The sequence below is a fragment of the Paraburkholderia sp. HD33-4 genome (genome assembly GCF_021390635.1).
In the GTDB taxonomy this organism is placed as follows: Bacteria; Pseudomonadota; Gammaproteobacteria; order Burkholderiales; family Burkholderiaceae; genus Paraburkholderia.
In genome coordinates, this window is sequence record NZ_JAJEJS010000001.1 from 1244517 (window position 1) to 1268534 (window position 24018).

A 24018-nucleotide genomic window follows, 5' to 3' on the forward strand; every position below is an offset into this window, starting at 1 on the left:
GCGGCGCGCCATTCACCGGGTGCGCGCGATGGCTGACGGCGTTGGCGGCGTGTGGCGCCGCTTCATTGCCCGGCGCTCGCCTGCACCTGCGGTTGCCACTGCGTCGGCAGCGGCGCCGGCGCCACGCTCGCCGTCGCCGATTGGGAGTGCGATGGCGCAATGTCCGGCGCCTCTAGCGTGGCCACGCCGCAGAACCAGTCGGCATCGCGCGGCTGATACTTCCACTGCTTGCCGGACTGCCCGATCACGCTTGCACACTGATCGTTCACGACGAGACCGGGCTTCGCGGCCGTGCATTGCAGGGTAGACGGGTCCGAGGGCGCTGGCCCATCCACATCCACGGACACCGCGTGCCGCGCGCCGCTCGACAGGCTCGCCAGCAGCCGCTGCAATTCGTCGATGCGCGTCGCATACCACGTCCGCAAACACGCCGCGTCGCGGCAGTTCGCTTCGCGCCAGGCCCACTTGCTGTCGCTGTCGTCGATGAACGCGCGGCGCTGGGCGACTCGTCGACGTGCTTTCCAGTAGAGTTGGCCCAACGTGTCGTCGAGCGTCGACAGCGCGGAGTCGCCGCAAATCATGCGCTCGGTGGGCGAGCGGCCGCGCTGGCAGTCGAAGCTGGTGGCGTTGGCATACGGATGCGCGAGCAGCAGCCCGGCGATCAGGAGTGGGCGGAAGAGGGTCATCAGAGTCCCGGCGATGCATCGATTGATCATGCCGCCGATGATCGACCGGTCGCGCGCCTAGTGGACGTTCGAACAACGCGGGAGTTCGGACGGGTCGTTACCAGATGTTGCCGCGCGGCCCGCCGGCTGGCATGTGCCGTGCATGAGCACGGCGGGCGCGAGCGCGGTGCTGCCGCGGTACGAAGGCTGGGGTCGGCGCTCGTACACGTTCGCGTGTCATGAAGTGGGCGCAACGTCGATATAGTGGAAGCGGGCACCTAGGCCGGCGTGGTCAAAAGCGGCCGTCGAACCACGGAGAACGGATGCAAAAACAACTCGTGATCGGTCTTTGCATGGCAGTGGGCCTGCTGACCGTGCCCGGTGTGGCCAGCGCGCAGTCGCAGGCCTATACGAACAGCGGGACCAACGTGCGCGCAGGCCCGGCGTCCGATTACCCGATCGTCGCGCAGCTACCGGGCGGCGTTCCGGTGACGGTGATGGGGTGCCTCAGCAACTACCAGTGGTGCGACGTCGCCACGCCGAATCTGCGCGGCTGGGTATATGCATCACGGCTCAGTTCGCCGTACCAGGGCTACAGCATGCCGCTGAACTACGGCGCCGCGCTCGGCCTGCCGATCCTCGCGTTCTCGATCAACGATTACTGGGGCAACTATTACCGCGGCCAGCCGTGGTACGGCCAGCGATCACGCTGGTCGCGTCATGCGCCACCTCCGCCGCCGCGACCGGGCGCCGGGCATCCGCCGCCGAACTGGCGGCCGTTGCCGGGGCATGTCGGCGGGCGTCCGCCGGGCGGGCCGTCGCCGGGCAATGCGGGCGGGAGGCCGCCAGGTGGTCCGCCGCCGGGCAATGCGGGCGGAAGGCCTTCGGGTAACGACGGTGGCCGACCACCGGGCAACGCCGGCGGCCGTCCTCCCGGCGCAGAGCAGGGCGGTGGAGGCGGCCGACCACCGGGCGGCGGACCGCAAGGCGGCGCAGGCAATCGTCCGCCGGGCGGTGGCCAGCAAGGTGGCGGTAATCGCCCGCCGGGCGGTGGCCAGCAAGGTGGCGGTAATCGTCCGCCGGGTGGCGGCCAGCAAGGTGGCGGTAATCGCCCGCCGGGCGGGGGCCAGCAGGGTGGCGGCAATCGTCCCCCAGGCGGTCAGCAGGGCGGACCCCAAGGCGGTGGCGGTGGCGGCACACGTCCGCCCGGAGGCGGCGGCAACAATTGAGGCATTGACGCCGCCGCCGCGCTGAAGACAATGAAGCCAACGGGGCGTCGCAGCGTGCCGCAGCGGCGGGCCCGGGGTCGAGCCGCCGCGGAGCTCTGGCCGCGACCCGACGGCGCCAGAAGCGCCGTCGCCCGTCGTATTCGCGTCAGCCGATGCTTGCACGCCACACCAGCAACCATCCGCACGCGATCCATTGCAGATTTTCGCGCTGGGCTTAGCGTAAACCCCGGTGTGCCGCGTACACTAACTTGCCGATGTTGGGTTGGGGGGCGCAACTATGATTTGCGAAGCGACATCACGTGGCACGACGACAGCCGCGCCGGAGGGCGCCCGCTATGGGCCGGAACGGGCCGAGGAAGTACTCGCATCCGAGCGCAGCGTGTTGCGGCTGATCACCCGCAATACGCCGCTACCCGAGTTGCTCGATGAAGTCTGCCGGCGCGCCGAGGCGCTGCTCGGCGACGGCGCGTGCTGCTCGATCCTGCTGCTCGACCCCGACGGCGTGCACGTGCGCGTCGGCGGCGCGCCGTCGCTGCCGCCCGCGTTCAGCGCGGCGATCGAAGGTGCCGCGATCGGTCCACGCGTCGGCTCGTGCGGCACGGCGATGTTCGAGCGCCGTCTGGTGATCGTCGACGACATCGAATCCGATCCGCTCTGGGAAAACTTCCGTGACCTCGCGTTGCCGCACGGCTTGCGCGCATGCTGGTCCGTGCCCTTCGAAAACGACGCCGGCATCGTGCTCGGCGCATTTGCCGTCTACTACCGGACCACTCGCCGTCCGACCCCCGAGGAAGAGGCGATGCTGCGCGACATCGGCAGCAGCGTCGGCCTCGCGGTCCATCAGGACGAGATGGCGCAGCGCCTCGCGCATAGCGAGGAGCGGCACCGGCTGGTCGTCGATCATCTGAGCGAGGGCATCGTCGTGCAGTCGCGCAGCGGCATCGTGCTCGCCTGCAATCCCAGTGCGCAGCGCATGCTGCACGTGAGCCCGCAGGTCGTCGGCCGCAGCATGCGCAGCGTGATGACACGCGCGTTCGGCGAGGACGGCTCGGTGATCGGCGACGCCAACCGTCCGGTCACCCAGGTCTTTGCGACCGGCAAACCGATGCTCGGCGTGACGATCGGCCTCGAGTTGATGAGCGGCGAAGTCGTGTGGATCACGGAAAACGTCGTGCCGATCCTGCGGCCCGGCGACAGCGAGCCGGACTCCGTGCTGATTTCGTTTTCCGACATCGGGCCGGTGCGCGAGGCGCAGCGCCAGCTGAAGTATCTCGCCACCCGCGATTCGCTGACGGGCCTGTACAACCGCGCCTATCTGACCGAGCGGATGCGCGACCTGTTCGCGCCGCGCGCCGCCGGCGACCGTGACGGCGAGCTCGCCAGCGTCGCCGTGCTGTTCGTCGATCTCGACGGCTTCAAGAAGGTCAACGATACGGCCGGTCACGAAGCCGGCGACGCGTTGCTGTGCAGCGTCGCCGAGCGGCTGTCGGCCTGCGTCGGGCGCGGCGACACGCTCGCGCGCGTCGGCGGCGACGAGTTCGTGATCGTCGCCAGCGCGTATGGCAATACCGGCGAGCTGATCGGCCTCGCGCACCGCATTCTCGACATGATCGCGGTGCCGTTCGCGGTGGCGGGCAACGAGTACTACCTGGGCGCGTCGATCGGCATCAGCCTGTTTCCGGAAGACGGCCAGGACGTCGCGACGCTGATGCGCAACGCCGACTCGGCGATGTATCACGCGAAGCAGCGCGGCCGTAACAACTTCCAGTTCTTCACCGCCGAGCTGAACCAGCATCTGCAGCGGCGCTTCACGATCGAGCAGTCGCTGCGGCGCGCGCTCGCGGGCAACGAGCTGAGCCTCGTGTACCAGCCGATCGTCGACAGCCAGAGCGGTCGCACGATCGGCGCGGAAGCGCTGCTGCGCTGGTACAACGGCGAACTGGGCAACGTCTCGCCGGGCGAATTCATTCCGGTCGCCGAGGACGCCGGGCTGATCGTCGAGATCGGCGACTGGGTGCTGGAACACGCCTGCGAGCAGGTCGCGCAGTGGCGGCGCACGTTGGCGCCGCATCTGATCGTCGCGGTGAACCTGTCGCCGCGGCAGTTCAACGACGGGCTGCTCGAGCGCATCGAACGGTGTCTTGCGCAATCCGGGCTCGAACCGGCCGCGCTCGAACTCGAGATCACCGAGCGGCTGCTGATGAGCGACAGCGACACCGTGCTGCCGATGCTGAGCGCGCTGAACGAGATGGGCGTGCGCGTCTCGGTCGACGATTTCGGCACCGGTTACTCGTCGCTGTCGTATCTGAAGCGCTTTCCACTGCATAACCTGAAGATCGACCGGTCGTTCGTCGCGGGACTGCCGGATCATCGCGACTCGATCGCGATCACCCAGGCGGTCGTCGCGATGGCGCACTCGCTCGGCATGAACGTCACCGCCGAGGGCGTCGAGACCGCCGCGCAGGCGGCGTTTCTGCGCGCGATCGATTGCGACAAGCAGCAGGGCTATCTGTACAGCCGGCCGGTCGGGGCGAGCGCCTACGCGCGCACGCTGTACGACGCGCAGATGATCGGCATGGCGAAGGCTTCCTGATGCGATTGTTCAGAATGCCGAACAAGTGACTTCGCGTTGCCGCTATTTATCGGCGGCGACGCATTCCCTAGAATTCCCCCATCGAAACGTTATTGGTGCGTGGTGCCGAAGCGGCGCCCCGCGATGGGGGTCGTCATGTCGGAGTTGATCAGAAACCAGTTTTACCGCCCAGCAGTCTTATTGCCGATGGTCGCGCTGATGCAGGTAATGGTGTCGCAGGACTTCAATCTCGGCCAGGTCGGCTGGGTGTTCGCGGCGCGCGGCGCGCAAGCCGCATTGCAACGTTCGCGCGAGTTGATTTGCGCGGTTCATTGCCACGCCTGAGAAATCCCGCGGAGGAAAGGCAGTAATTCAAGCTGATTGGCGCCGCCTCGCACGCGGCGTCTGGCCAGACGGGCCGTCGCCAAAGCGCCCGCACAATCAGACATGGCATCGCGGCACGTGGCACGAGGCGTAAGATGCTACGACCTGCACCCAGCCTTGGGAGAGTCGCCATGCCACAGCACTTCGACGCAGTCGTGATCGGTACGGGACAAGGCGGTTCGCCGCTCGCCGTGCGCCTCGCTCAAAGCGGACGCCGCACGGCGGTGATCGAACGGGCGGACTTCGGCGGCACCTGCGTGAACGTTGGCTGCACGCCGACCAAATCTTATGTGGCGAGCGCCCGCGCGGCGCACGTGGCGCGCCACGCGGCGGACCTCGGTGTGCAGGTCGGTTCGGTCAGCGTCGATATGGCAGCCGTGAAGGCTCGCAAGGACCGGATCATCGGAGAGTCGCGCAGCGGCGTCGAAAAATGGCTGCGCGGCACGGAAAACATCACGGTGTTCAACGCTCACGCGCGCTTCACCGGCGCGCGTACGCTCTCGATCAGCGGGCGCGACGGCCAACTGCTGGACGAACTCAGCGCCTTCGAAGTCTTCATCAACACCGGGACGCGCGCAGTCGTGCCGCCGCTCGAAGGCATCCAGCGGATTCCGTACTACACGAACTCGACGCTGCTCGAACTGACTGCGGTGCCGGATCATCTGGTGATCGTCGGCGGCAGTTATATCGCGCTCGAATTCGCGCAGGTGTTTCGCCGCTTCGGCAGCCGCGTCAGCGTGCTGGTGCGCGGCGAGCGCGTGCTGACGCGCGAGGATGCCGATTTCGCGGAGTCGGTGCAGAAGGTGCTCGCGCGCGAAGGCATCGAATTTCATTTCGGCGTGCAGCCGACCCGTGTCGAGCCGCACCCGCATCGCGCGAACGACGTGTGCATCGGTTTCGAGCAGAACATCCCGGCCATGGAGGCCTCGCACCTGCTGTTGGCCACCGGTCGCAGGCCGAATACCGACGACCTCGGTCTCGACGCCGCCGGCATCGAGACCGACCGGCACGGCACGATCATCGTCGACGGCCAGTTGCGCACCAGCGTGCCGGGCGTGTGGGCGATCGGCGACGTGAACGGCCGCGGCGCATTTACGCATACGTCCTGGGACGATTACCAGATCGTCGCGGCCAACTTGCTCGACGGCGGCGCGCGCAGCGTCGACACGCGGATCATGACGTACGCGGTGTTCGTCGATCCGCCGCTCGCGCGCGTCGGCATGTCGGAGGAGGAGGTCCGCAAGAGCGGCCGCGAAGCGCTGATCGCGACGATGCCGATGTCGCGCGTGGGCCGTGCGCGCGAGCGTGGCGAAACCGACGGCTTCATGAAGGCGCTCGTCGATGCGAACAGCAAACAGATACTCGGCGCGGCGATTCACGGCGTCGAGGGCGACGAGGCGATCCATACGTTCGTCGACATCATGACCGCGGGTGCGCCGTATCCGACTTTGCAATACGCGATGCACGTGCATCCGACCATCAGCGAGCTGGTGCCGACGCTGCTCGACGGGCTCAAGCCGATGCAATGAACTGCCATCACGCTGGCGCGACACGCAGATGACAAGCTCGCTCAAATCCGCGCGTCGCGGCGGCAACCTGTTCGGCGCCGTCGCGCAGTTGGGGACGACGTCCGATGAGCAGGTCGACGCACTGGTCGAGCAGGGCGGCGTGACGATCGAGCGGATCGTCTCGACCGGGCAGGCGAGTCCGCGCGGCTTCTGGTACGACAGCCCGCGCGCCGAATGGGTCGTGCTGCTCAGCGGCGCCGCAGTGCTCGAATTCGACGGCGACCCCGAGCCGCATCCGATGGAGCCCGGCGATCACGTGCTGATCGAAGCCCATTGCCGCCACCGTGTCGCATGGACGAGCGGTACCGAGCCGAGCATATGGCTCGCCGTCTACTACCCGTGAGCCGACGCGGACAAAGCGATGCGCGCGGCCGGCTGCCGCGCATCGACAAATCCTCACACCATCATCGATAATCGGCAGCGGCGCGGCCCGCGCGCAAGGCGCGGGCGGGTTGTGCGCTCCACCGCATTCATTCTCGGGACATCGCAGCATGGGCAAGAGTCGCGTCGAAGCCTTCAGCGATGGCGTCATCGCCATCATCATCACGATCATGGTGCTCGAACTGAAGGTGCCCGAAGGTCACGACCTTGCCGCGCTGCGTCCGGTCGTGCCGGTGTTCTGCGCGTATGTGCTGAGCTTCGTCTACGTCGGCATCTACTGGAACAATCACCATCACATGTTTCATGCGGTGCAGAAGGTCAACGGCAAGGTGCTGTGGGCGAACCTGCATCTGCTGTTCTGGCTGTCGCTGTTGCCGGCCGTCACGCACTGGGTCGGCGAAAACCATCTGGCCGCGTGGCCGACCGCGATGTACGGCATCGTGCTGTTCATGTCGGCGATCGCGTATTTCATCCTGACGCGCGCGCTGATTGCTCAGCACGGTGGCGACTCGGCACTGGCCAAGGCGCTCGGCAACGACTTCAAGGGCAAGGTCTCCGTCGTCATTTACCTGAGCGGCATCGGGCTCGCGTTCGTGATGCCATGGGCGTCGGCCGCGCTGTACGCGCTCGCTGCCGCGTGGTGGTTCGTGCCGGACCGGCGCATCGAACACGTGCTGGAGGCTTGAGCATGCTGCTCGCACTGAAGCTCGTGCTGGTGCCGGCCTTTCTCGCCGCGCTGACGGCGGCCGCGCGCGTGTGGGGACCCTCGGTCGCGGGATGGCTCGCGGGGCTGCCGGTCGTCGCCGGACCGATCGTGCTGCTGCTCGCATTCGAGCGCGGGCCGGCGTTCGCGGCGCAGGCGTCGGCGGCGTCGGTGGCGGCGATCGCCGCGTCCGAGGCGTTCAATCTTGCTTATGGGTGGACCTGCCGACGCTTCGACTGGCCGCTCGCACTGGTCGCGGGGATGGCCGGCTGGCTCGGCGCTGCGCTGCTGATCGTGCGGATGCCCGGCTCGCTTGGGTGGGCGGTGGCGGCGGCGGGCGTGGCCGTCGCGGTGTCGCAGAGCAGCTTGCCGCGCGCGACGGGTCATGTGCCGGCGGCGCGCGTCGGGCGCGCGGATCTGCTCGTGCGGATGCTCGCGGGCGCCGTGCTGACGCTCGCGGTAACGACGGCGTCGGCATCGATGGGCGCGGCGTGGAGTGGCGTGCTGTCGGTGTTTCCGCTGCTCGGCATCGTGCTCGCGGTGTCGGCGCAGCGTGCGCATGGCGCGGACTTCGTCGCGCTGCTGATGCGCGGCATGGTGGTCGGGCGCGGCTCGTTCGCGGCGTTCTTCGCGGTGACGGCGACGCTGTTGCCGCAGTACGGTGTGGCGACGGGCTTTGTGTGCGCGGCGCTCGTGTCGGTCGTCGTGCAGGGTTTGACGCGGCGCATGCTGGCTGGGCAGCGCGGCGCTCGGGCGGCGGCGCGAGAGTTGGCGCAGCCGCAGGCTGAGTGAGAACTAAGATGGATGCACATCGCGCACCTTCGAGCGCTGCCCGCATCGGGCTCATCTCCGATACGCACAACCTCGTGCGTCCCGAAGCGTTGCGCTATCTCGACGGCTGCGACGCGATCATTCACGCGGGTGATATCTGCAACCCGGACGTGCTCGACGCGCTCGCGCGGATCGCGCCGCTCACCGCCGTGCGCGGCAACAACGATACCGGCGACTGGGCCGCGTCTATTCCGACGCATGCGCGGCTGACGATCCAGCAGGTGACGATCCTCGTCGTGCACGATATCGCCGAGCTCGGCTGCGTGCCGCAGCACGAAGGCATTCGCGTCGTCGTGAGCGGCCACTCGCACAAGCCGTCGATCGCCGAGCGCGACGGCGTGCTGTACGTCAATCCGGGCAGTGCGGGGCCGCGCCGCTTCAAGCTGCCGGTCTGCGCGGGCAAGCTGATCGTCGAAGGCGAGCGGGTTAGCGCGACGTTCGATTCGCTGCTGACGTAAAAAAGCGGGCCGGCGAATATCGCCGGCCCGCTTCAGAAACTACGCTTGGCTCGATGACCGCGCGGATCAGGCACGCGCGGTCGCAGCGGCCGCGAACCGTTCATCCATCTCCTCGGCCTCGCGCTCGCCGCGCAGCACCGCGTGCGCTTCGGCGCGGGTCGCGACGCACGGACCCGAGCCGAGCAGCGGCTTGCGCGCGGTTTCGCGCAGCGCGAGCACCGACACGATGCCGATCAGGGATGCGCCCATCAGGTAGTACGCGGGCATCATCAGATTGCCGGTCCGCTCGACGAGCCATGCGGTCACGAGCGGCGTCGTACCGCCGAACAGCGACACCGAGATATTGAAGCCGATCGCGAGCGCGCCGTAGCGGATCTTGGTGGGAAACAGCGCCGGCAGTGCCGACGGCATCACACCGGTGAAGCACGACAGCAGCACGCCGAGAATCATCAGGCCGCCGAACACCGGCAGCACCGTGCCCATGCGGATCAGCAGCAGCGCCGGAATCGACAGCGCGAACAGACCGACGCAGCCGAGCAGCATCACCGGCTTGCGGCCGATCGCGTCGGACAGACGGCCGGCGGCGAGCGTCATCGGCATCATCAGGATCATCACGAGCAGCACGAGGAACAGGCCGTGCGTTTCGTTGAAGTGCAGCGTCGCCGACAGATAGCTCGGCAGATACGACAGCGCCATGTAGTCGGTCACGTTGAAAATCAGCACGAGGCCGATGCACAGCAAGAGCGGCTTCCATTGCTGCGCGAGCAGCTGACGGAACGACTGCTTCGGCACCGCGCGGTCCTCGGCTTCACGCTCTTCGGCCTGCTTCTTGAACGCGGGCGTTTCCTCGAGCTTCATGCGGATGTAGAGACCCACCAGGCCGAGCGGACCGGCGATCAGGAACGGCACGCGCCAGCCCCAGGACAGCAGAGCGTCGTTCGACAGCGTCGCCGTCAGCAGCGCGACCGTGCCCGCGCCGAGCACGTAGCCGATCAGCGTACCGAACTCGAGGAAGCTGCCCATGAAACCGCGGCGCTTGTCAGTGGAGAATTCGGCGATGAAGGTGGCGGCGCCGCCATACTCGCCGCCGGTCGAGAAACCTTGCACGAGACGCGCGAGCAGCAACAGTGCCGGCGCGAGAATGCCGATCGTCGCGTAGTTGGGGATCAGGCCGATCGCGAAGGTGCCCGCGGCCATCATGATCATGGTCATCGCCAGCACGCGCTGACGGCCGATACGGTCACCGAGCGGCCCGAACACCATGCCGCCGATCGGCCGCACGAGAAACGCCGCGGCGAACGTGCCGAAGGTTGCAATGAGCTGCGCCGACGGACTCGACGAAGGGAAGAACACCTTGCCGAGCGTGACCGCGATGTAACTGTACACGCCGAAATCGAACCATTCCATCGCGTTGCCGAGCGCCATTGCGCCGACGGCCCGTTTCAGGAGGGAGTGATCGACGACGGTGATGTCGTCGAGGGAAAGGCGTTGTTCCTGTTTGTGATGTCGCCAGAAGCCGTTGCTGGAAGCGGTCAAGGTTGAAACTCCAATGACTGCGACGAAACTCGTGATGCGTTCCGCCACGGTTGCTGGGAAGTGCAATTTCGTGAGCAAGGCGAGGGTATCCGCGGCACCGGTTAGCCGGCGGCGGAACAGTTGGCGAAAAAATGCAAACGCCCGTGCCTCGCGATAAGTTCGCGAAAAAACACTCGTCTAGATCGTGCTGACTGTTGCACCTGCGTGGCCGTGGAAGGGGGGCAGATGCATGAAGGACGCCGGGTTGGCAGGAAGCTGACCCATGCGCCACTGAAGGCTTGAAACGAAAAAGGCCGGTCTTGAATTTATCCGCTTTAGGCGGGGAAACGACCGACGAGCCTTCTTGTTTAAAAACAGCTCGATTCAGGATGACGCACGCGCGGAAAATGCACGCCGAGCCAACTTGAAAAGAACGCGAATGAAGGTGAATTGCTGCTGAAACGAGGCACATGTTAGCACGATGACAGAGGATCGTGCAAACCTGCGGGGCGAAGTGAGGCCGCCGATGCGGCTCAATCCATTACGGGGCGGGGGATTTGGCGGGGTCTGACCAGATTGGAAAACGGACCGCTTAGAACATTTTCGGGGCAATGTTCGAGGCGAAGACGACGCGAACGGTGGGCGCGATACGCGGCCTATGTCGGGGCGAAAAAAATCCGCGCTCGCGGCGCGGATTCCTGGGCGTATGTTCGTTCGGCACGGGCGACGCGTTGTGTCGTGTCGGCCTCGACGACGCACGCTCAGGCCGACGGCGGCACGTAGCCCGATGCGGTATCCGCGCCTTCGCCGAAGAAGAATTTTTCGGTCTGCTTCATCAGATACTGACGTGCGCGCGGATCGGCCATGTTCAGGCGGTTTTCGTTGATCAGCATGGTCTGCTGCTTCAACCACGCCTGCCAGGCTTCCTTGGAAATACTTTCGTAGATCCGCTTGCCGAGTTCGCCCGGCAGCGGCGGGAAATCGAGGCCTTCGGCTTCCTTGCCGAGCTTCGCGCATTGAACCATACGAGTCATGCTGTGCTTCTCCTGTGTCGACCGGGGTAGGTGCTTTGGCACTTACTCCGGTCCCATGAAAAATGATTACTGTATCGATGTGGGGCGGGCAGACGCCTGTTCTGATCAGATGGGGGCGATCAACGGGTTACTCAAAGCTGTTTCATCAGCACGAGCGACTTGCGCTGCCAGTTATAGAGTCGGCGGCGGTCTTCGGGCAGGTCGTCGACCGTCGCCTTGACGAAGCCGCGCTTCAGGAACCAGTGTTCGGTACGCGTGGTGAGCACGAAAATGCGAGTGAGGCCACGTGCCCGCGCGCGCTGCTCGATGCGCTTGAGCAGACGCTCGCCGTCGCCGGTGCCTTGCGCTTCAGGCGCGACCGTCAGGCACGCCATTTCGCCGATGCGTTCCTGCGAATATGGATACAGCGCCGCGCAGCCGAACAGCACGCCGTCGTGCTCGATCACCGAGAAGTGGTCGATGTCGCGTTCGATCTGGTGACGGCCGCGCCGCACCAGTGTGCCGTCCGTTTCGAGCGGTTCGATCAGCGCGAGAATGCCGCCGACGTCGTCCGGCGTCGCTTCGCGCAGGCTCTCGAGGTTCTCGTACGAGATCATCGTGCCGACGCCGTCGTGCAGGAACAATTCGAGCAGCAGGCTGCCGTCGAGCGCGTACGGAATGATGTGCGCGCGCGGCACACCGCCGCGGCAGGAACGGATCGAATGCTTGAGGTAGAACGCGGCGTCGCCGGTGACTTCGCCGCTTTCGTGCAGCTTGTAGGCGTCGTCGAGCGACAGTTCGCGGATCAGCTCGGTGCCGCTTTCGCCGGCTTCCATCAGGCCCGGCGTTTCGGTCAGGAACACGATCTTGTCGGCACGCAGCGCGATCGCCGCGGCCGAGGCCACGTCTTCCATCGACAGATTGAATGCTTCACCGGTGGGCGAGAAGCCGAGCGGCGACAGCAGCACGAGCTTGCGGCTCGCAAGCGAGTGGCGGATCGAATCCGCGTCGATCTTGCGCACGAGGCCCGTATGCTGGAAGTCAACGCCGTCGAGAATGCCGACCGGGCGCGCCGTCACGAAGTTGCCCGACACGACGCTGATGTGCGCGTGCGCCATCGGCGTGTTCGGCAGACCCTGGCTGATTGCGGCCTCGATGTCGAGACGCACTTCGCCGGCCGCTTCCTTCGCGGACTCGAGCGCGCGGGCGTCCGTGATGCGCATGCCGTGCGAAAACTCCGATTCGACACCGTGCAGGCTCATCTGCTCCTCGACCTGCGGGCGCGAGCCATGCACCAGCACGATCTGGATGCCCATTGCCTGCAGCAGCGCGATGTCCGACACCAGCGCATTCAGCAGCCCCTGATGCACCACTTCGCCGCCGAAACCGACGACGAACGTCTTGTTTCGGAACGCGTGGATATACGGGGCGACTGAACGCATCCAGTCGACGAATTGCGCGTGCTGGGCGAGGGTTTCCGGCGAGTCGGCGGGGGCCGGAACGCTCGCGGGCGCGGGGACGAGGTCGGTTTGGGAATTCATGCCGGGGATTATAATGCGCCCCCATGTCGAATGTACCCAAAAGTCCCGCTGGGGCGAACGAGAAACCGGTGTCGGCCGGCGAGCCGGCCAACCCCGGCGAAACGATGCGCCGCCCAGCGCAGGATGCGAGATCCGATCAGGCGCGTGACGCGCGTCGGGGGGAGGGCGCGTCTGCGCGAAAAGTGCCGCCGGAAGGGGGCGATGTAAGTCGAGAAGGTCGCGAAGAGACCGCTCGCGCGCGAGGTGCGGCACGTGACGAACGGCGCGGCGAATCTCACGATGAAGCGGGGGAAGTGTCTGGTGCAAAGCGGGAAGGCGGGGCTCGTAGCGAGCAACGTGGCGCTTCGTTGAGCGAGCAGCTTGGCCAATTCCGCACTGCGATTCATAACGCGGCCCGTGAGCAGCAGGGCAGTGAACCCCAAAGCGAGCAGCGGAATGCGTCGCCGGGCGAGCGCCGCCATACGCCTTCGGCTGCGCCTCGCGGTGAGGATGGACGCCAGGCTCGCGACGAGCGGGGTGATGCGCGGCAAAGCGAGCAGCGTAGTGAATTCCGCGACGCGCGCTCGGGGGCGCCTCGTGTGGAACAGCGTCGCGCGCCTCGCAATCGACAGGAAGATCGCGGGCCACGTAACGAGCAGCGCGCTTCTGGCCGCGGCGAGCAACGTGATGGTTCGCGCGATGCGCAATCGGGTGACGCGCAATCGGGCGACCAACGATCGCGCGACAAGAGATCGGGCGAGCCGCGCAAGGAACCTCGCGCGCCGCGCGAACCGCGGCCTGCGCGGGTCGTCGAGCCGAATCCGATTCCGCCGATCACGTTTCCTGAAGCGCTTCCTGTCTCCGGTCGCCGCGACGAGATCGCGCGGGCGATCGCGGAAAATCAGGTCGTGATCGTGTCGGGCGAAACCGGCTCGGGCAAGACTACGCAGCTGCCAAAAATCTGCCTCACACTCGGCCGAGGTCTTGGCGCCGGCGGCAAGGGTCTGATTGGCCATACGCAGCCGCGCCGGATCGCCGCGTCGGCGACCGGGCGCCGTATCGCCGAGGAACTCGGCACGCCGTTCGGCGAAGTGGTCGGCTACAAGGTGCGCTTCAACGACAACCTCGCGCCGGGCGCATCGGTCAAGCTGATGACCGACGGCATTCTGCTTGCCGAAACGCAGACCGATCCGCTGCTGAAAGCCTACGACACGCTGATCATCGATGAAGCGCACGAGCGCAGCCTGAACATCGATTTTCTGCTCGGCTATCTGAAGGAGATTCTTCCGAAGCGCCCCGACCTGAAGCTGATCGTGACCTCGGCGACGATCGACGCCGACCGTTTCGCGCGGCACTTCGGCAGCGACGACAAGCCCGCCCCGGTGATCGAAGTGAGCGGGCGACTTTATCCGGTCGAGGTGCGTTACCGTCCGGTGGTCGAGGACAGCCCGGCGATCAAAGCGGCGCAAGGGACTTCGGGTGCAACGTCGTCTGGCCGCGAGCGACCGAAGACGCAGCGTGAGACCGATCGCGATCTGATGGAGGCGATCGTCGACGCGGTCGACGAACTGTGCCGCGAAGGCCCCGGCGACGTGTTGGTGTTCCTGCCCGGCGAGCGTGAGATTCGCGACGCTGCCGAGGCGCTGCGCAAACACCACCCGCCGCATACGGAGATTCTGCCGCTGTTCGCGCGGCTCTCGGCCGCCGAGCAGGAGCGTGTGTTCCGCGCGTCGAACGCGCGCCGCATCGTGCTCGCCACCAACGTTGCCGAAACTTCGCTGACGGTACCCGGTATCCGCTATGTGGTCGACACCGGCCTCGCACGCGTGAAGCGTTACTCGTATCGCAACAAAGTGGAGCAGCTGCAGGTCGAGTCGATTTCTCAAGCCGCCGCGAACCAACGCGCGGGGCGTTGCGGCCGGGTTGCCGATGGCATCTGCATTCGCTTGTACGAGGAAGGCGACTTCCAGGGCCGCGTGCGCTTCACCGATCCGGAAATTCTGCGCTCGTCGCTCGCTGCGGTGATTCTGCGCATGAAGTCGTTGCATCTGACGGCGATCGAAACGTTCCCGTTTATCGAACCGCCACCGGGCCGTGCGATTTCCGACGGCTACCAGTTGTTGAACGAACTCGGCGCCGTCGACGACGACAACCACTTGACGCCGCTCGGCCGCGAACTCGCGCGACTGCCGCTGGATCCGCGCGTCGGCCGCATGATCCTCGCCGCGCGTGACCAGCAGGCGCTGAAGGAAGTGCTGATCATCGCGAGCGCACTGTCCGTGCAGGACCCGCGCGATCGCCCGATCGAAGCGCAGGAGCAGGCCGACCAGGCGCATCGCCGTTTCGCCGATGAGCGCTCCGAATTTCTGCAGTGGCTGAAGATCTGGAACTGGTTCGACGAAGCGATCGCGCACAAGAAATCGAACCGGCAGTTGCAGGACGAGTGCCGAAAGAACTTCCTGTCGCAGCTGCGATTGCGCGAATGGCGCGACGTCCATTCGCAACTGCTGACGGTGGTGCGCGAGCACGGCTGGCGGCTGAACGAAGCGGAGGCGACGTTCGAGCAGATCCATCTTGCGCTGCTGACCGGTCTGCTCGGCAACATCGGTCTGAAAGCGGACGATGAGCCGTACTATCTCGGCGCGCGCGGCATCAAGTTCTATTTGTGGCCCGGTTCGGCGCTCGTGAAAAAAGCGGGCAAGTGGGTGATGGCCGCCGAGCTCGTCGAAACGAGCCGGCTGTACGCGCGCTGTATCGCGAAAATCGAGCCGGAGTGGGTCGAGAAGGTAGGCGCGCATCTGCTGAAGAAGTCTCTGTCCGAGCCACATTGGGAAAAGCGCGCGGCGCAGGTATCCGCGTTCGAGCGCGCGATGTTGTACGGCCTGCCGATTTATCACCGGCGGCGCGTCGCGTTCGGTAAGCAGGACCCCGCGCGGGCGCGCGAGCTGTTCATTCGCGGCGCGCTCGTCGAAGGTGAGTTCGACACGAAGCTTGCGTTTTTCGCGCACAACCGCAAGCTGCTCGCCGACATCGAACAGCTCGAGCACAAGTCGCGCCGCCAGGACGTGCTGGTCGACGACGAGTTGATCTACGGGTTCTACGATCAGGCGTTGCCGGATGGCATCCATACCGGCGCCTCGTTCGAGCGCTGGTATCGCGACGAGGTCAAAAACAGCGGCCAGGCGGAGGACAAGCTGCGGCTGTTGTACCTGTCGCGCGACGATTTGATGCGGCACGAAGCGGCCGGTGTCACGACCGATCTGTTCCCGAAGCGGCTGACGATGGCGGGCATCGAGATGGCGCTGACTTATCACTTCGAGCCGGGCACTCCGCGCGACGGCGTGACGCTCGCGGTGCCGCTTTTTGCGCTGAACCAGGTCGACGCGCGCCGCTGTGAGTGGCTCGTGCCCGGCATGCTGAAGGAAAAGGCGCAGCTGCTGCTGAAATCGCTGCCGCAGAAGCTGCGTCGGCATTGCGTGCCGCTTCCCGAGTACGCGGCGGGTTTCGCGGAACGCCACAGCGCGCAGCGCTTCGGTGCAGGGGGCTTGCTCGAGGCGCTGATCGCCGACGTGCGCGAGCAGACTCAGGTTGCGATGAAGCAGTCCGACTTCAAGCTCGAGACGCTGCCCGCGCACCTGTTCATGAACTTCAAGGTCATCGACGAACATGGGCGACAGCTTGCGATGGGGCGCAATCTGTCGCAACTGCGCGCCGAACTCGGCGGTCAGGCGCAGCAGCATTTCCAGAAGCTCGTTTCGGGCGCGGCGGGGGCCGCCTTGGCCGATGCGGGCGGCGGCGGTGTCGCGACACCTGCACGGTCCCCAGATCTGGCCGCGAGCGGCGCGGCGCGCGGCAAGGGCGCGATCGCGCCGCAGCCCGCGACGCCGGATGGCGCACCGGCCACCGCGCTGTATGAAAACCTGACCACGTGGAATTTCGGCAAGCTGCCCGAGTTGCTCGAAATTCGCCGAGGCGGTCAGACGCTGTTTGGCTACCCGGCGCTCGTGGATCGCGGCACCCATTGCGACGTCGAGGTGTTCGATTCGCCGGAAGAAGCTGCGCGGATTCATCGGGCGGGCTTGCGTCGGCTTTTCGCGCTGCAGTTGAAAGAGCCGATCAAGTATCTGGAGAAGAATTTGCCGGGTCTGCGGGAAATGGCCATGCAGTTCATGCCGCGCGGCACGCAGGAAGAACTGCGCGACCAGCTGATCGACACGGCGCTCGACCGGGCGTGTCTGCAGGACTCCCTGCCCGACGACGATGCGAGCTTCCATACCCGACGTGACGAAGGGCGCAGCCGTCTTACGTTGCTCGCGCAGGAAATCTCGCGGCTGGTCGGCCAGATTCTCGGCGAATACGCGAGCCTGACGAAGAAGCTCCTGCAGGCGAAACCGTTCGCGGCCGCGTACGCCGATCTGCAGAACCAGCTCGACGCACTGATCGGCAAGCGTTTTGTCGTCGATACGCCGTACGCCCAACTCGCGCATTTCCCGCGTTATCTGAAGGGGATGGCGCTGCGTATCGACAAGCTGCGCGCGGACGCCTCCCGCGACGCGCGGCAGTTCGCCGAACTCCAGCCGCTGCTGCAGCACTATCAGCGCGCCGTGTCGCAGCGCGGCGGCGTGTTGGATCCGCGGCTTGCGGAATTCCGCTGGCTGCTCGAGGAGTTGCGCATCTCGCTGTTTGCGCAGGAGTTGCGCACCCCGATGCCGGTTTCGGTGAAGCGCCTGCACAAGGTGTGGGAATCGATGCAGCGGTAACGTGAAGGCGCTCGCTCGCGGACGCTGGAGCAGCCGGCGGGCGGGCCGGCGCCCCGATGCGCGCGGTGCACACCGAGCGTCCACTGCGCGCCGTCGCGGTTGGCCTCTGTCCGACACGATCGCCCGAACTGATTTCACCAATGCATCCCCGCACCGATCGATGCGCCGAGCTGTCCGCGCGAGTCGGTGCTGCCTTGGACCTTGTAGATCCATTTGCCCGTGTCCGACAACTGCGACACGCTGATTGCTAGCGCAGACTGACCGCCGTACGTGCCGCCTGCCATGGCGACCATGCCGTGTCCCGGCAGGACCGCTTGCGGCAAGCCCGCCATCGCGAGCGCCGATGCCGTTCCTCCGTAGCTATCCCGGCGGGCGGAGCGGATCTGGTCGTCGGTATAACGATTCGCCGCGCTGATCGCGCCGCTCACGCTTTGCTGCAACTGATTGACGTTGACCGCGTCGGTGCCTCGCACGCCTGCCGCGACGTTGGTGATCTGGCGTTCCAGGCCTGCCGCGCCAACTGATACTGTGCTCGCGCGGTCCGCGACGGAGCCTTGGCCTAACGCCACCGAGTTGTCGGCGCTAGCGCTGGCTGCGGTGCCGACCGCCGTGGCGTTGTTGCCGCTGGCGGTGGCATCCGCTCCGATGCTTGCCGCGCTGGCGCCGCTTGCGTGTGCATTCGCTCCGACGGCAATGGCGTTCGTGCCGGCCGCCTGCGCGTTCGCGCCCTCGGCGACGGCGTTGGCACCGCTCGCCTGCGCGTTCGCGCCGGCCGCAATTGCGTGCGTGCCGGACGCCTGCGCGCTTTCAGTCGCGCTATCGCCTGCCGCACTGAACAATGCGCCGGCCGAGCCGATCGAGGCGTTATTGATCGCGCCCTCGAGCGCCGCGTTCAGTTGACCGAGGTTGACCGCGTCGGACGCCAGCACGCCGTCCGCAACGTGGTGAATGACGGTGCCCTCGGGGGTATCGCCGCCGAGCGTAACGCTGTTCCGGTTGATGCTGCCGTCGGCCTTCGTGTCGTACATGAGCGCGCCATCGAGCTTCGCTGCGGTCGCGCTGCTCTGGTCGCTCACCGCTTTCAGCTGGCCGACGTTGACCGCGTCGGTGTCGGCGGTGCCAGCCGCGACGTAGGTGATCTGGCGCTCGTTGCCCGCAGAACCGACCGACACGGCACCCGCGCGATCGGCGATCGAGCCCTGACCGAGCGCGACGGAGTTTGCGGCGAGCGCGCTCGAGCCGTGGCCGAGCGAAAGTGCGTAGTCGGCGGCTGCGCTGGCACCGGTGCCGAGCGCGAGGGCGCCGTCGCCGTTCGCCGTGGCGTTGGCGCCGAGCGCCGTCGCCCCGGAGCCGTAGGCCGACGCCGACGCGCCCAGCGAGGTTGCGTCGGCCGTGCCGGCGACGGCGCCCGCGCCGATCGCGGTCGAGCTGGTTGCGCTCGCGCTGGCGCGCGTGCCGAATGCGGTTGCGTTGGTACCCGTGGCGCTGGCGCTGCTGCCCGCGGCGAGCGCGTGCGCGCCATTGGCGAGCGCGTCGTTGGTGCCGTCGGCCGGGTCGGCAGCGCTGAAGTAATGCAGCGCGCTGCTTTGAGCGAGTGCATCGACTTTGCCGTCGATCGCGCTCAACTGGCTCACGTTGACCGCGTCTGTGGGCGCGGCGCCCGCGGCGACGTGGGTCAGGCGACGCTCGTTATTCGACGAGCCGAGCGAGACTTCGCCTGCCGCACTGGAGGCCGCGATCGAGGTGGCGCCCGTTCCCCCGGGCGTAAACGCGCCTTGCGATAGATCCATCGTGGTGCTGGCATTGGCCCCCAGCGCGACGCTATTGTCGGCGCTCGCGTTTGCGTTGTTGCCGAGCGCGATTGCGCCGGCTCCCGCGGCCGTTGCGCCGAAGCCGACTGCACTGGCGTAGGCGCCGCTCGCCTGCGCGGCTACGCCGAGTGCGGTGGCGCCGATGCCGCTGACGAGGGCATTGCTGCCAAGCGCGACGCTCGAGTCCGCCAGCGCCGAGGCCCATGCTCCGGCGGCGAGCGAGTTGGTGCCGCCGGCCTGCGCGACATAGCCGAGCGCGGTCGATCCGACGCTGGTTGCCGTGGACTGGGAGCCGAACGCGGAGGCGGCCGGATTCGCCGCAATCGAACCCGCGCCCGCTGCGACCGAGTCGAGGCCGAGCGCCGACGCGTTCAGACCGACTGCGGTCGCGCGTTCCGCTTGTGCATTCGCATAGGGCCCGAAGGCGCTTGCGCCTTCGCCTTGTGCGGAAGAGGAGGGACCTATCGCGACGGCGCTGTTGCCCTGCGCCGTGGCATTCGCCCCTACCGCAATCGCACCGTCGTCTTGCGCGCTCGCCTGCGAGCCGGCCGCCAGCGATGAGATGCCGCTTGCAGTGGCCCGTGCGCCTATCGCGACCGCGACGTCGCCAGGCGCGCTGGCGGTGCCTACCTCGACGGAATCGACGCCGGCGCCGGTCGCTTCCGTGACATATAGGGCCGCTGCGGCTATGGCAATACCCGCCGTACTTCGAACCGCCTGGGCGATGCTTTTCTGGCGCGCGCAAGCACGGCGCGTTTGCAGGCAGGTGGTTTGCGTCGTCGCAAGTTTTACTTGAGACGTGGTGCGGCTAATTATTGAAATATTATTGTTTATCAATTAAAAATCCTCCGTATTATTGTATTTTGCGGCGCGGGGCGCGTAATTCGACATTAACGGGATGTTATTGTCTGGGTGACCTTGAGGTTATTAAAAATACAAAACGCCGACCATTGGTGAGGCTTGCCATATTTGGTCGTGCGTTGGTCGAGCGTTGGTTGTGCGCGCGTCGGCCCGGCGGTGTACGCTTGGCCTTCACGGGAGAAGGTCTGGCGGGGGGCGCGTAAGGAGGATTCTCCGTTGTCTGCGCGCAATTCAGATATCAGCGAATTCCGAATTTCAATTGGGATAAAAAGTATATTAATACGGATGGGATTTTTGTTGATAAGGGAAAAGGAGTATTCCTATTGTTTTCGATAATGATTCGTGCGATTTTTACGTGTGACCGGTGCATGATTGATACTGACAGGGAGGGCACATTGATTTCTCACTCGGAAACGCGCGGCGCGAGCAGGAAACCGGACGTCGAAGACGAACTCTCCCGCACGCGGCCACGCTTCTTCGCACCCGTGATTTTTCGGTCGTCGTCGAATGACTTACGTCAACCGCTCGGACCGGCAAACGTTCTACAATGACAGTTGTTCTCCGAAGCGAGTTTTCATGCGTAAATTTTTTCTTCCCGGCTTGACCGCCACGTTCGCCGCGACCGCGGTGCTGGCTGCCGCCGCAGGCTTTTTTTCTCCGGCGGCGCACGCCAATAACGTGATCGTGCTCAATTCCGGCGAGGCCACGCTGAGTCTGATCGACGAGAACAGCCGCCAGGTCATCGGCACCGTGCCCACGGGCAAGGAACCGCATCACCTGATGGCCACGCCGGACAATTCCTCGCTGATCGTCGCCAATTCGGTGTCGAACAGCCTGATGTTCGTCGATCCGAAAACGGGCCAGTTGCAGCGCTGGGTCGAGAACATCGAAGATCCCTATCAAATCGGTTTTTCGCCGGATCGCAAGTGGCTCGTCACGACGGGCCTGCGGCTCGACCGCCTCGACATCTATCACTTCGACGGCCAGAAGAACCAGATGGCGCTAGCGTCACGGCTGCCGCTCGCGGTAATGCCGAGCCACATGGCGTTCTCGAATGACAGCAAGACGGTGTTCGTCACGCTGCAGATATCGGGCGAACTCGCCGCGATCGACCTGCCCACGCAAACCGTCAAATGGAAGATGAAGGTCGGCAAGGTGCCCGCGGGTCTGTGGATGACGCCGGGTGAAAAGTACCTGCTCGTCGGCATGACCGGCGAGGACTACGTCGCGGTCGTGGACTGGCGCAACCAGAAGGTCGTCAAGACGATTCATACGGGCAAGGGCGCGCACAACTTCCGCTCGCTCGCCGACGGCAAGCATGTCGCGGTGTCGAACCGCGTAGCCAGCACGATCAGCATCATCGACGAAGACACGCTCACCAACGTCGGCGACATCACCGGCCTGATGCCGGGGCCGGACGACATGGAACTTTCCGCCGACAAACGCTATCTGTGGGTTACCTTCCGCTTCGCGAAGCACATCGGCATCATCGATCTCAACACGCGCAAGCTGATCCAGACGATTGCGGTGGGCCGCTCGCCGCACGGCATCTATTTCTTCAACCGCGCGCCGGTCACGGCGCCGAACGGTGCTTGAGGGGCCTCAGGGTGCCCGGGCGTGCTCGAGAGTGCCTGAGGGCAACGGAGCAGGGCTAGGGCGCCGCGAACCATCAGGGATGAAGTAACAGGCCAGCATCATGTTCCATCTGATTTTCTCTTCACTCGACAGCTTCGTTTCAGCCGTGCAGACGTGGCTGTACGTCGACGTGGTGCAGCCGCTGCTGTTCCGGTTCAATCTGATGGATTACGACGAGGACACCTACGACAGCCTGTACTGGGTCATCGTCGGTGTGCTCGAGGTGCTCGCGATGTACGCGATCCTGCGTCCGCTCGAGGCGCTGCGGCCGGTCGAGCAGTGGGAGAACCGCAAGGCCGTGCGCGTCGACGTGCTGTACACGTGGATCGCCAAGCTCGGCATTCTGAACCTGTTCTTTTTCTTCGCGCTGCAACCGTTCTTCGACAACGTGCAAGGCTGGCTGCGGCTGCACGGCATCGCGAACCTGAACTTCGACAACCTGTGGCCGGGCGTGACCACGCAGCCGCTTGTCACGTTCGTCATGTATCTGCTCGTGCTCGATTTCGCCGGCTATTGGTATCACCGCTGGCAGCACCGCATCGGCGTATGGTGGGAACTGCATGCGGTACACCATAGTCAGCGGCAGATGTCGCTGTGGTCCGACGATCGCAACCATCTGCTCGACGATCTGCTGCAGGCGTCGTTCTTCGCAGTGATCGCGCTCGCAATCGGCGTGCCGCCGTCGCAGTTCGTCGTGCTGGTCGCGATCACGAACCTCGCGCAAAGCGTGCAGCACGCGAACATCCGCCTGTATTACGGCTGGCTCGGCGAGCGGCTGCTCGTGAGCCCGACGTTCCACCGCCGTCACCATGCGATTGGCTACGGACATGAAGGGCTCAAGTACGGCTGCAATTTCGGCGTGCTGTTCCCATGGTGGGACATGCTGTTTCGCAGCGTGTCCTGGAGCCGTGACATGGAGCCGACCGGTATCAGCGATCAGCTCGAAGGCCGCCGCTATGGCGATGGCTTCTGGGCGCAGCACTGGTTCGCATTCGTGCGAATCGCGCATCGCCTCGTGCCGAAGCGCCACGCACCCGGCAACGACACCGCTGCCGTTTGATTCCCGCTCAGGGCCTGCCCGGAGTCCGTTCTGAGTCCGTTCCGGATCCATTCGAGCGCGTACTCTGCCGCGTGAGCCACTTCCGCCGGCGACGCGTCCGTTGGTTTATGCTGTGCACGTTCGTGCGCACACTCCAGTACCCCAGCATGCCTGGCCGGCGCGCGGCGCGATTTCCCGTCCATCGTTTCGTTCGCAGGCACTGGCTCGCATGAATGATCTGTTGCGCTCGTTCGGGCGCGCGCTTGCAAGCGCGTTGCATCCGCGCATGCTCTGGCTGACTTTCAAACCGTTTATCGTCGCGACGGTCGGCTGGGGCGTACTCCTGTGGTTCTTCTGGCAGACGCTGACCGGCGCGACCCGCACCTGGCTAGACGACTGGTCTTTCACCGCCACGCTTTATCATCTGTTCGACGTGCTCGGTTTCTCGACGCTGCACGCGGTCATCGCGCCGTTCATCGTGATTGCGATGGCGATCCCGCTGATCGTCGTCACGGTGCTGCTGCTGATCGCCATGCTGTCGATGCCGGCCGTGATCCGCTTTCTCGCGGCGCGCCAGTTCGCCGGGCTGGAGATGCGCCGCGGCGGAACGTGGTACGGTAGCCTCGGTCAGGCGCTCTGGACTACGCTGCTGTGTCTCGTGCTGCTGATCGTTACGTTGCCGCTGTGGCTCGTGCCGCCGTTCTTCGCGCTGATTCCGCCGCTGCTGTGGGGTTGGCTCACGTATCGCGTGATGACCTACGACGCGCTCGCGTTGCATGCGACGCGCGACGAGCGGCGCGAACTCGTGCGGCGCCACCGGTTGCCGTTGCTGCTGATCGGCGTCGTGAGCGGCCTGCTAGGTTCGGTGCCGACGCTGTTGTGGGCGTCATCGGTATGGCTGATCGTGATGTTCCCGGTGATGACGACGGTGACGATCTGGATTTACGCGTTCATCCTCGTGTTCTCGGCGCTATGGTTCGGCAACTACTGCCTGCGCGCGCTGCAGCGCATGCGGGCGGAAGCGCCCGGCGGCGCGCGAGAGGTCGCGCCGGTTCCCTATTGATTAAACGAAA

17 protein-coding genes are annotated in these 24018 nt (G+C 65.7%); 12 read left to right on the forward strand and 5 right to left on the reverse strand.

Going from position 1 to position 24018, the window contains the following annotated elements; genetic code table 11:
• Positions 1 to 62: 62 nt before the first annotated feature.
• Positions 63 to 686: a lysozyme inhibitor LprI family protein gene (locus L0U84_RS05555; protein WP_233848369.1), complete on the reverse strand. Its 624-nt coding sequence runs from the start codon at positions 684 to 686 to the stop codon at positions 63 to 65.
• Between the two features lie 302 nt (positions 687 to 988).
• Here L0U84_RS05555 and L0U84_RS05560 point away from each other — a divergent pair, with 302 nt between their 5' ends.
• From L0U84_RS05560 to L0U84_RS05595, 8 genes are all read left to right on the forward strand, one after another.
• Positions 989 to 1894, forward strand: a complete 906-nt coding sequence (locus L0U84_RS05560; RefSeq protein WP_233848370.1) for an SH3 domain-containing protein — start codon at positions 989 to 991, stop codon at positions 1892 to 1894.
• Positions 1895 to 2171: 277 nt separating this feature from the next.
• Entirely contained in the window at positions 2172 to 4487 is a 2316-nt protein-coding gene (locus L0U84_RS05565) for a putative bifunctional diguanylate cyclase/phosphodiesterase (protein ID WP_233848371.1), read from the forward strand.
• A 135-nt stretch (positions 4488 to 4622) separates the two neighbouring features.
• Positions 4623 to 4811 (forward strand): hypothetical protein, encoded by a 189-nt coding sequence (locus tag L0U84_RS05570; RefSeq protein WP_233848378.1) that lies wholly within the window; start codon positions 4623 to 4625, stop codon positions 4809 to 4811.
• A 170-nt stretch (positions 4812 to 4981) separates the two neighbouring features.
• Positions 4982 to 6379, forward strand: a complete 1398-nt coding sequence (locus tag L0U84_RS05575) for an FAD-containing oxidoreductase (protein ID WP_233848379.1) — start codon at positions 4982 to 4984, stop codon at positions 6377 to 6379.
• A gap of 28 nt (positions 6380 to 6407) precedes the next feature.
• Entirely contained in the window at positions 6408 to 6761 is a 354-nt protein-coding gene (locus L0U84_RS05580) for a cupin domain-containing protein (protein WP_233848380.1), read from the forward strand.
• Positions 6762 to 6909: 148 nt separating this feature from the next.
• Positions 6910 to 7485, forward strand: coding sequence for a TMEM175 family protein (locus L0U84_RS05585; RefSeq protein ID WP_233848382.1), 576 nt, complete (start codon positions 6910 to 6912; stop codon positions 7483 to 7485).
• A 2-nt stretch (positions 7486 to 7487) separates the two neighbouring features.
• A complete protein-coding gene (locus L0U84_RS05590; protein WP_233848383.1) occupies positions 7488 to 8294 on the forward strand; it encodes a hypothetical protein in 807 nt (268 codons plus the stop codon).
• 8 nt (positions 8295 to 8302) lie between these two features.
• The gene (locus L0U84_RS05595) at positions 8303 to 8791 is read left to right on the forward strand and encodes a metallophosphoesterase family protein (RefSeq protein WP_233848384.1); all 489 of its coding nucleotides are present in this window, start codon (positions 8303 to 8305) and stop codon (positions 8789 to 8791) included.
• Between the two features lie 66 nt (positions 8792 to 8857).
• Here L0U84_RS05595 and proP read toward each other — a convergent pair whose 3' ends face one another.
• From proP to argA, 3 genes are all read right to left on the reverse strand, one after another.
• On the reverse strand, positions 8858 to 10327 hold the full coding sequence (proP, locus tag L0U84_RS05600) for a glycine betaine/L-proline transporter ProP (protein ID WP_233848386.1): 1470 nt from the start codon (positions 10325 to 10327) through the stop codon (positions 8858 to 8860).
• A 740-nt stretch (positions 10328 to 11067) separates the two neighbouring features.
• Positions 11068 to 11340 carry an oxidative damage protection protein gene (locus L0U84_RS05605; protein WP_026228676.1) on the reverse strand — a complete coding sequence of 91 codons (273 nt, stop codon included), beginning with the start codon at positions 11338 to 11340 and terminating at the stop codon, positions 11068 to 11070.
• A 131-nt stretch (positions 11341 to 11471) separates the two neighbouring features.
• Positions 11472 to 12860, reverse strand: coding sequence for an amino-acid N-acetyltransferase (gene argA / locus L0U84_RS05610; RefSeq protein WP_233848387.1), 1389 nt, complete (start codon positions 12858 to 12860; stop codon positions 11472 to 11474).
• Positions 12861 to 13207: 347 nt separating this feature from the next.
• Between argA and hrpA the strand changes: the two genes are divergently transcribed.
• Positions 13208 to 17599 (forward strand): ATP-dependent RNA helicase HrpA, encoded by a 4392-nt coding sequence (gene hrpA, locus L0U84_RS05615; protein WP_233848390.1) that lies wholly within the window; start codon positions 13208 to 13210, stop codon positions 17597 to 17599.
• A gap of 134 nt (positions 17600 to 17733) precedes the next feature.
• On the opposite strand, the gene L0U84_RS05620 is transcribed toward hrpA, so the two are convergent.
• Positions 17734 to 20244, reverse strand: a complete 2511-nt coding sequence (locus L0U84_RS05620; protein ID WP_233851951.1) for a YadA family autotransporter adhesin — start codon at positions 20242 to 20244, stop codon at positions 17734 to 17736.
• 603 nt (positions 20245 to 20847) lie between these two features.
• Between L0U84_RS05620 and L0U84_RS05625 the strand changes: the two genes are divergently transcribed.
• The 3 genes from L0U84_RS05625 (at position 20848) to L0U84_RS05635 (ending at position 24008) form a co-directional block, all read left to right on the forward strand.
• On the forward strand, positions 20848 to 21867 hold the full coding sequence (locus L0U84_RS05625) for a YVTN family beta-propeller repeat protein (protein WP_233848392.1): 1020 nt from the start codon (positions 20848 to 20850) through the stop codon (positions 21865 to 21867).
• Positions 21868 to 21967: 100 nt separating this feature from the next.
• A complete protein-coding gene (locus tag L0U84_RS05630) occupies positions 21968 to 22966 on the forward strand; it encodes a sterol desaturase family protein (protein ID WP_233848394.1) in 999 nt (332 codons plus the stop codon).
• A 208-nt stretch (positions 22967 to 23174) separates the two neighbouring features.
• Positions 23175 to 24008, forward strand: coding sequence for an EI24 domain-containing protein (locus L0U84_RS05635; protein ID WP_233848395.1), 834 nt, complete (start codon positions 23175 to 23177; stop codon positions 24006 to 24008).
• Positions 24009 to 24018 lie beyond the last annotated feature (10 nt).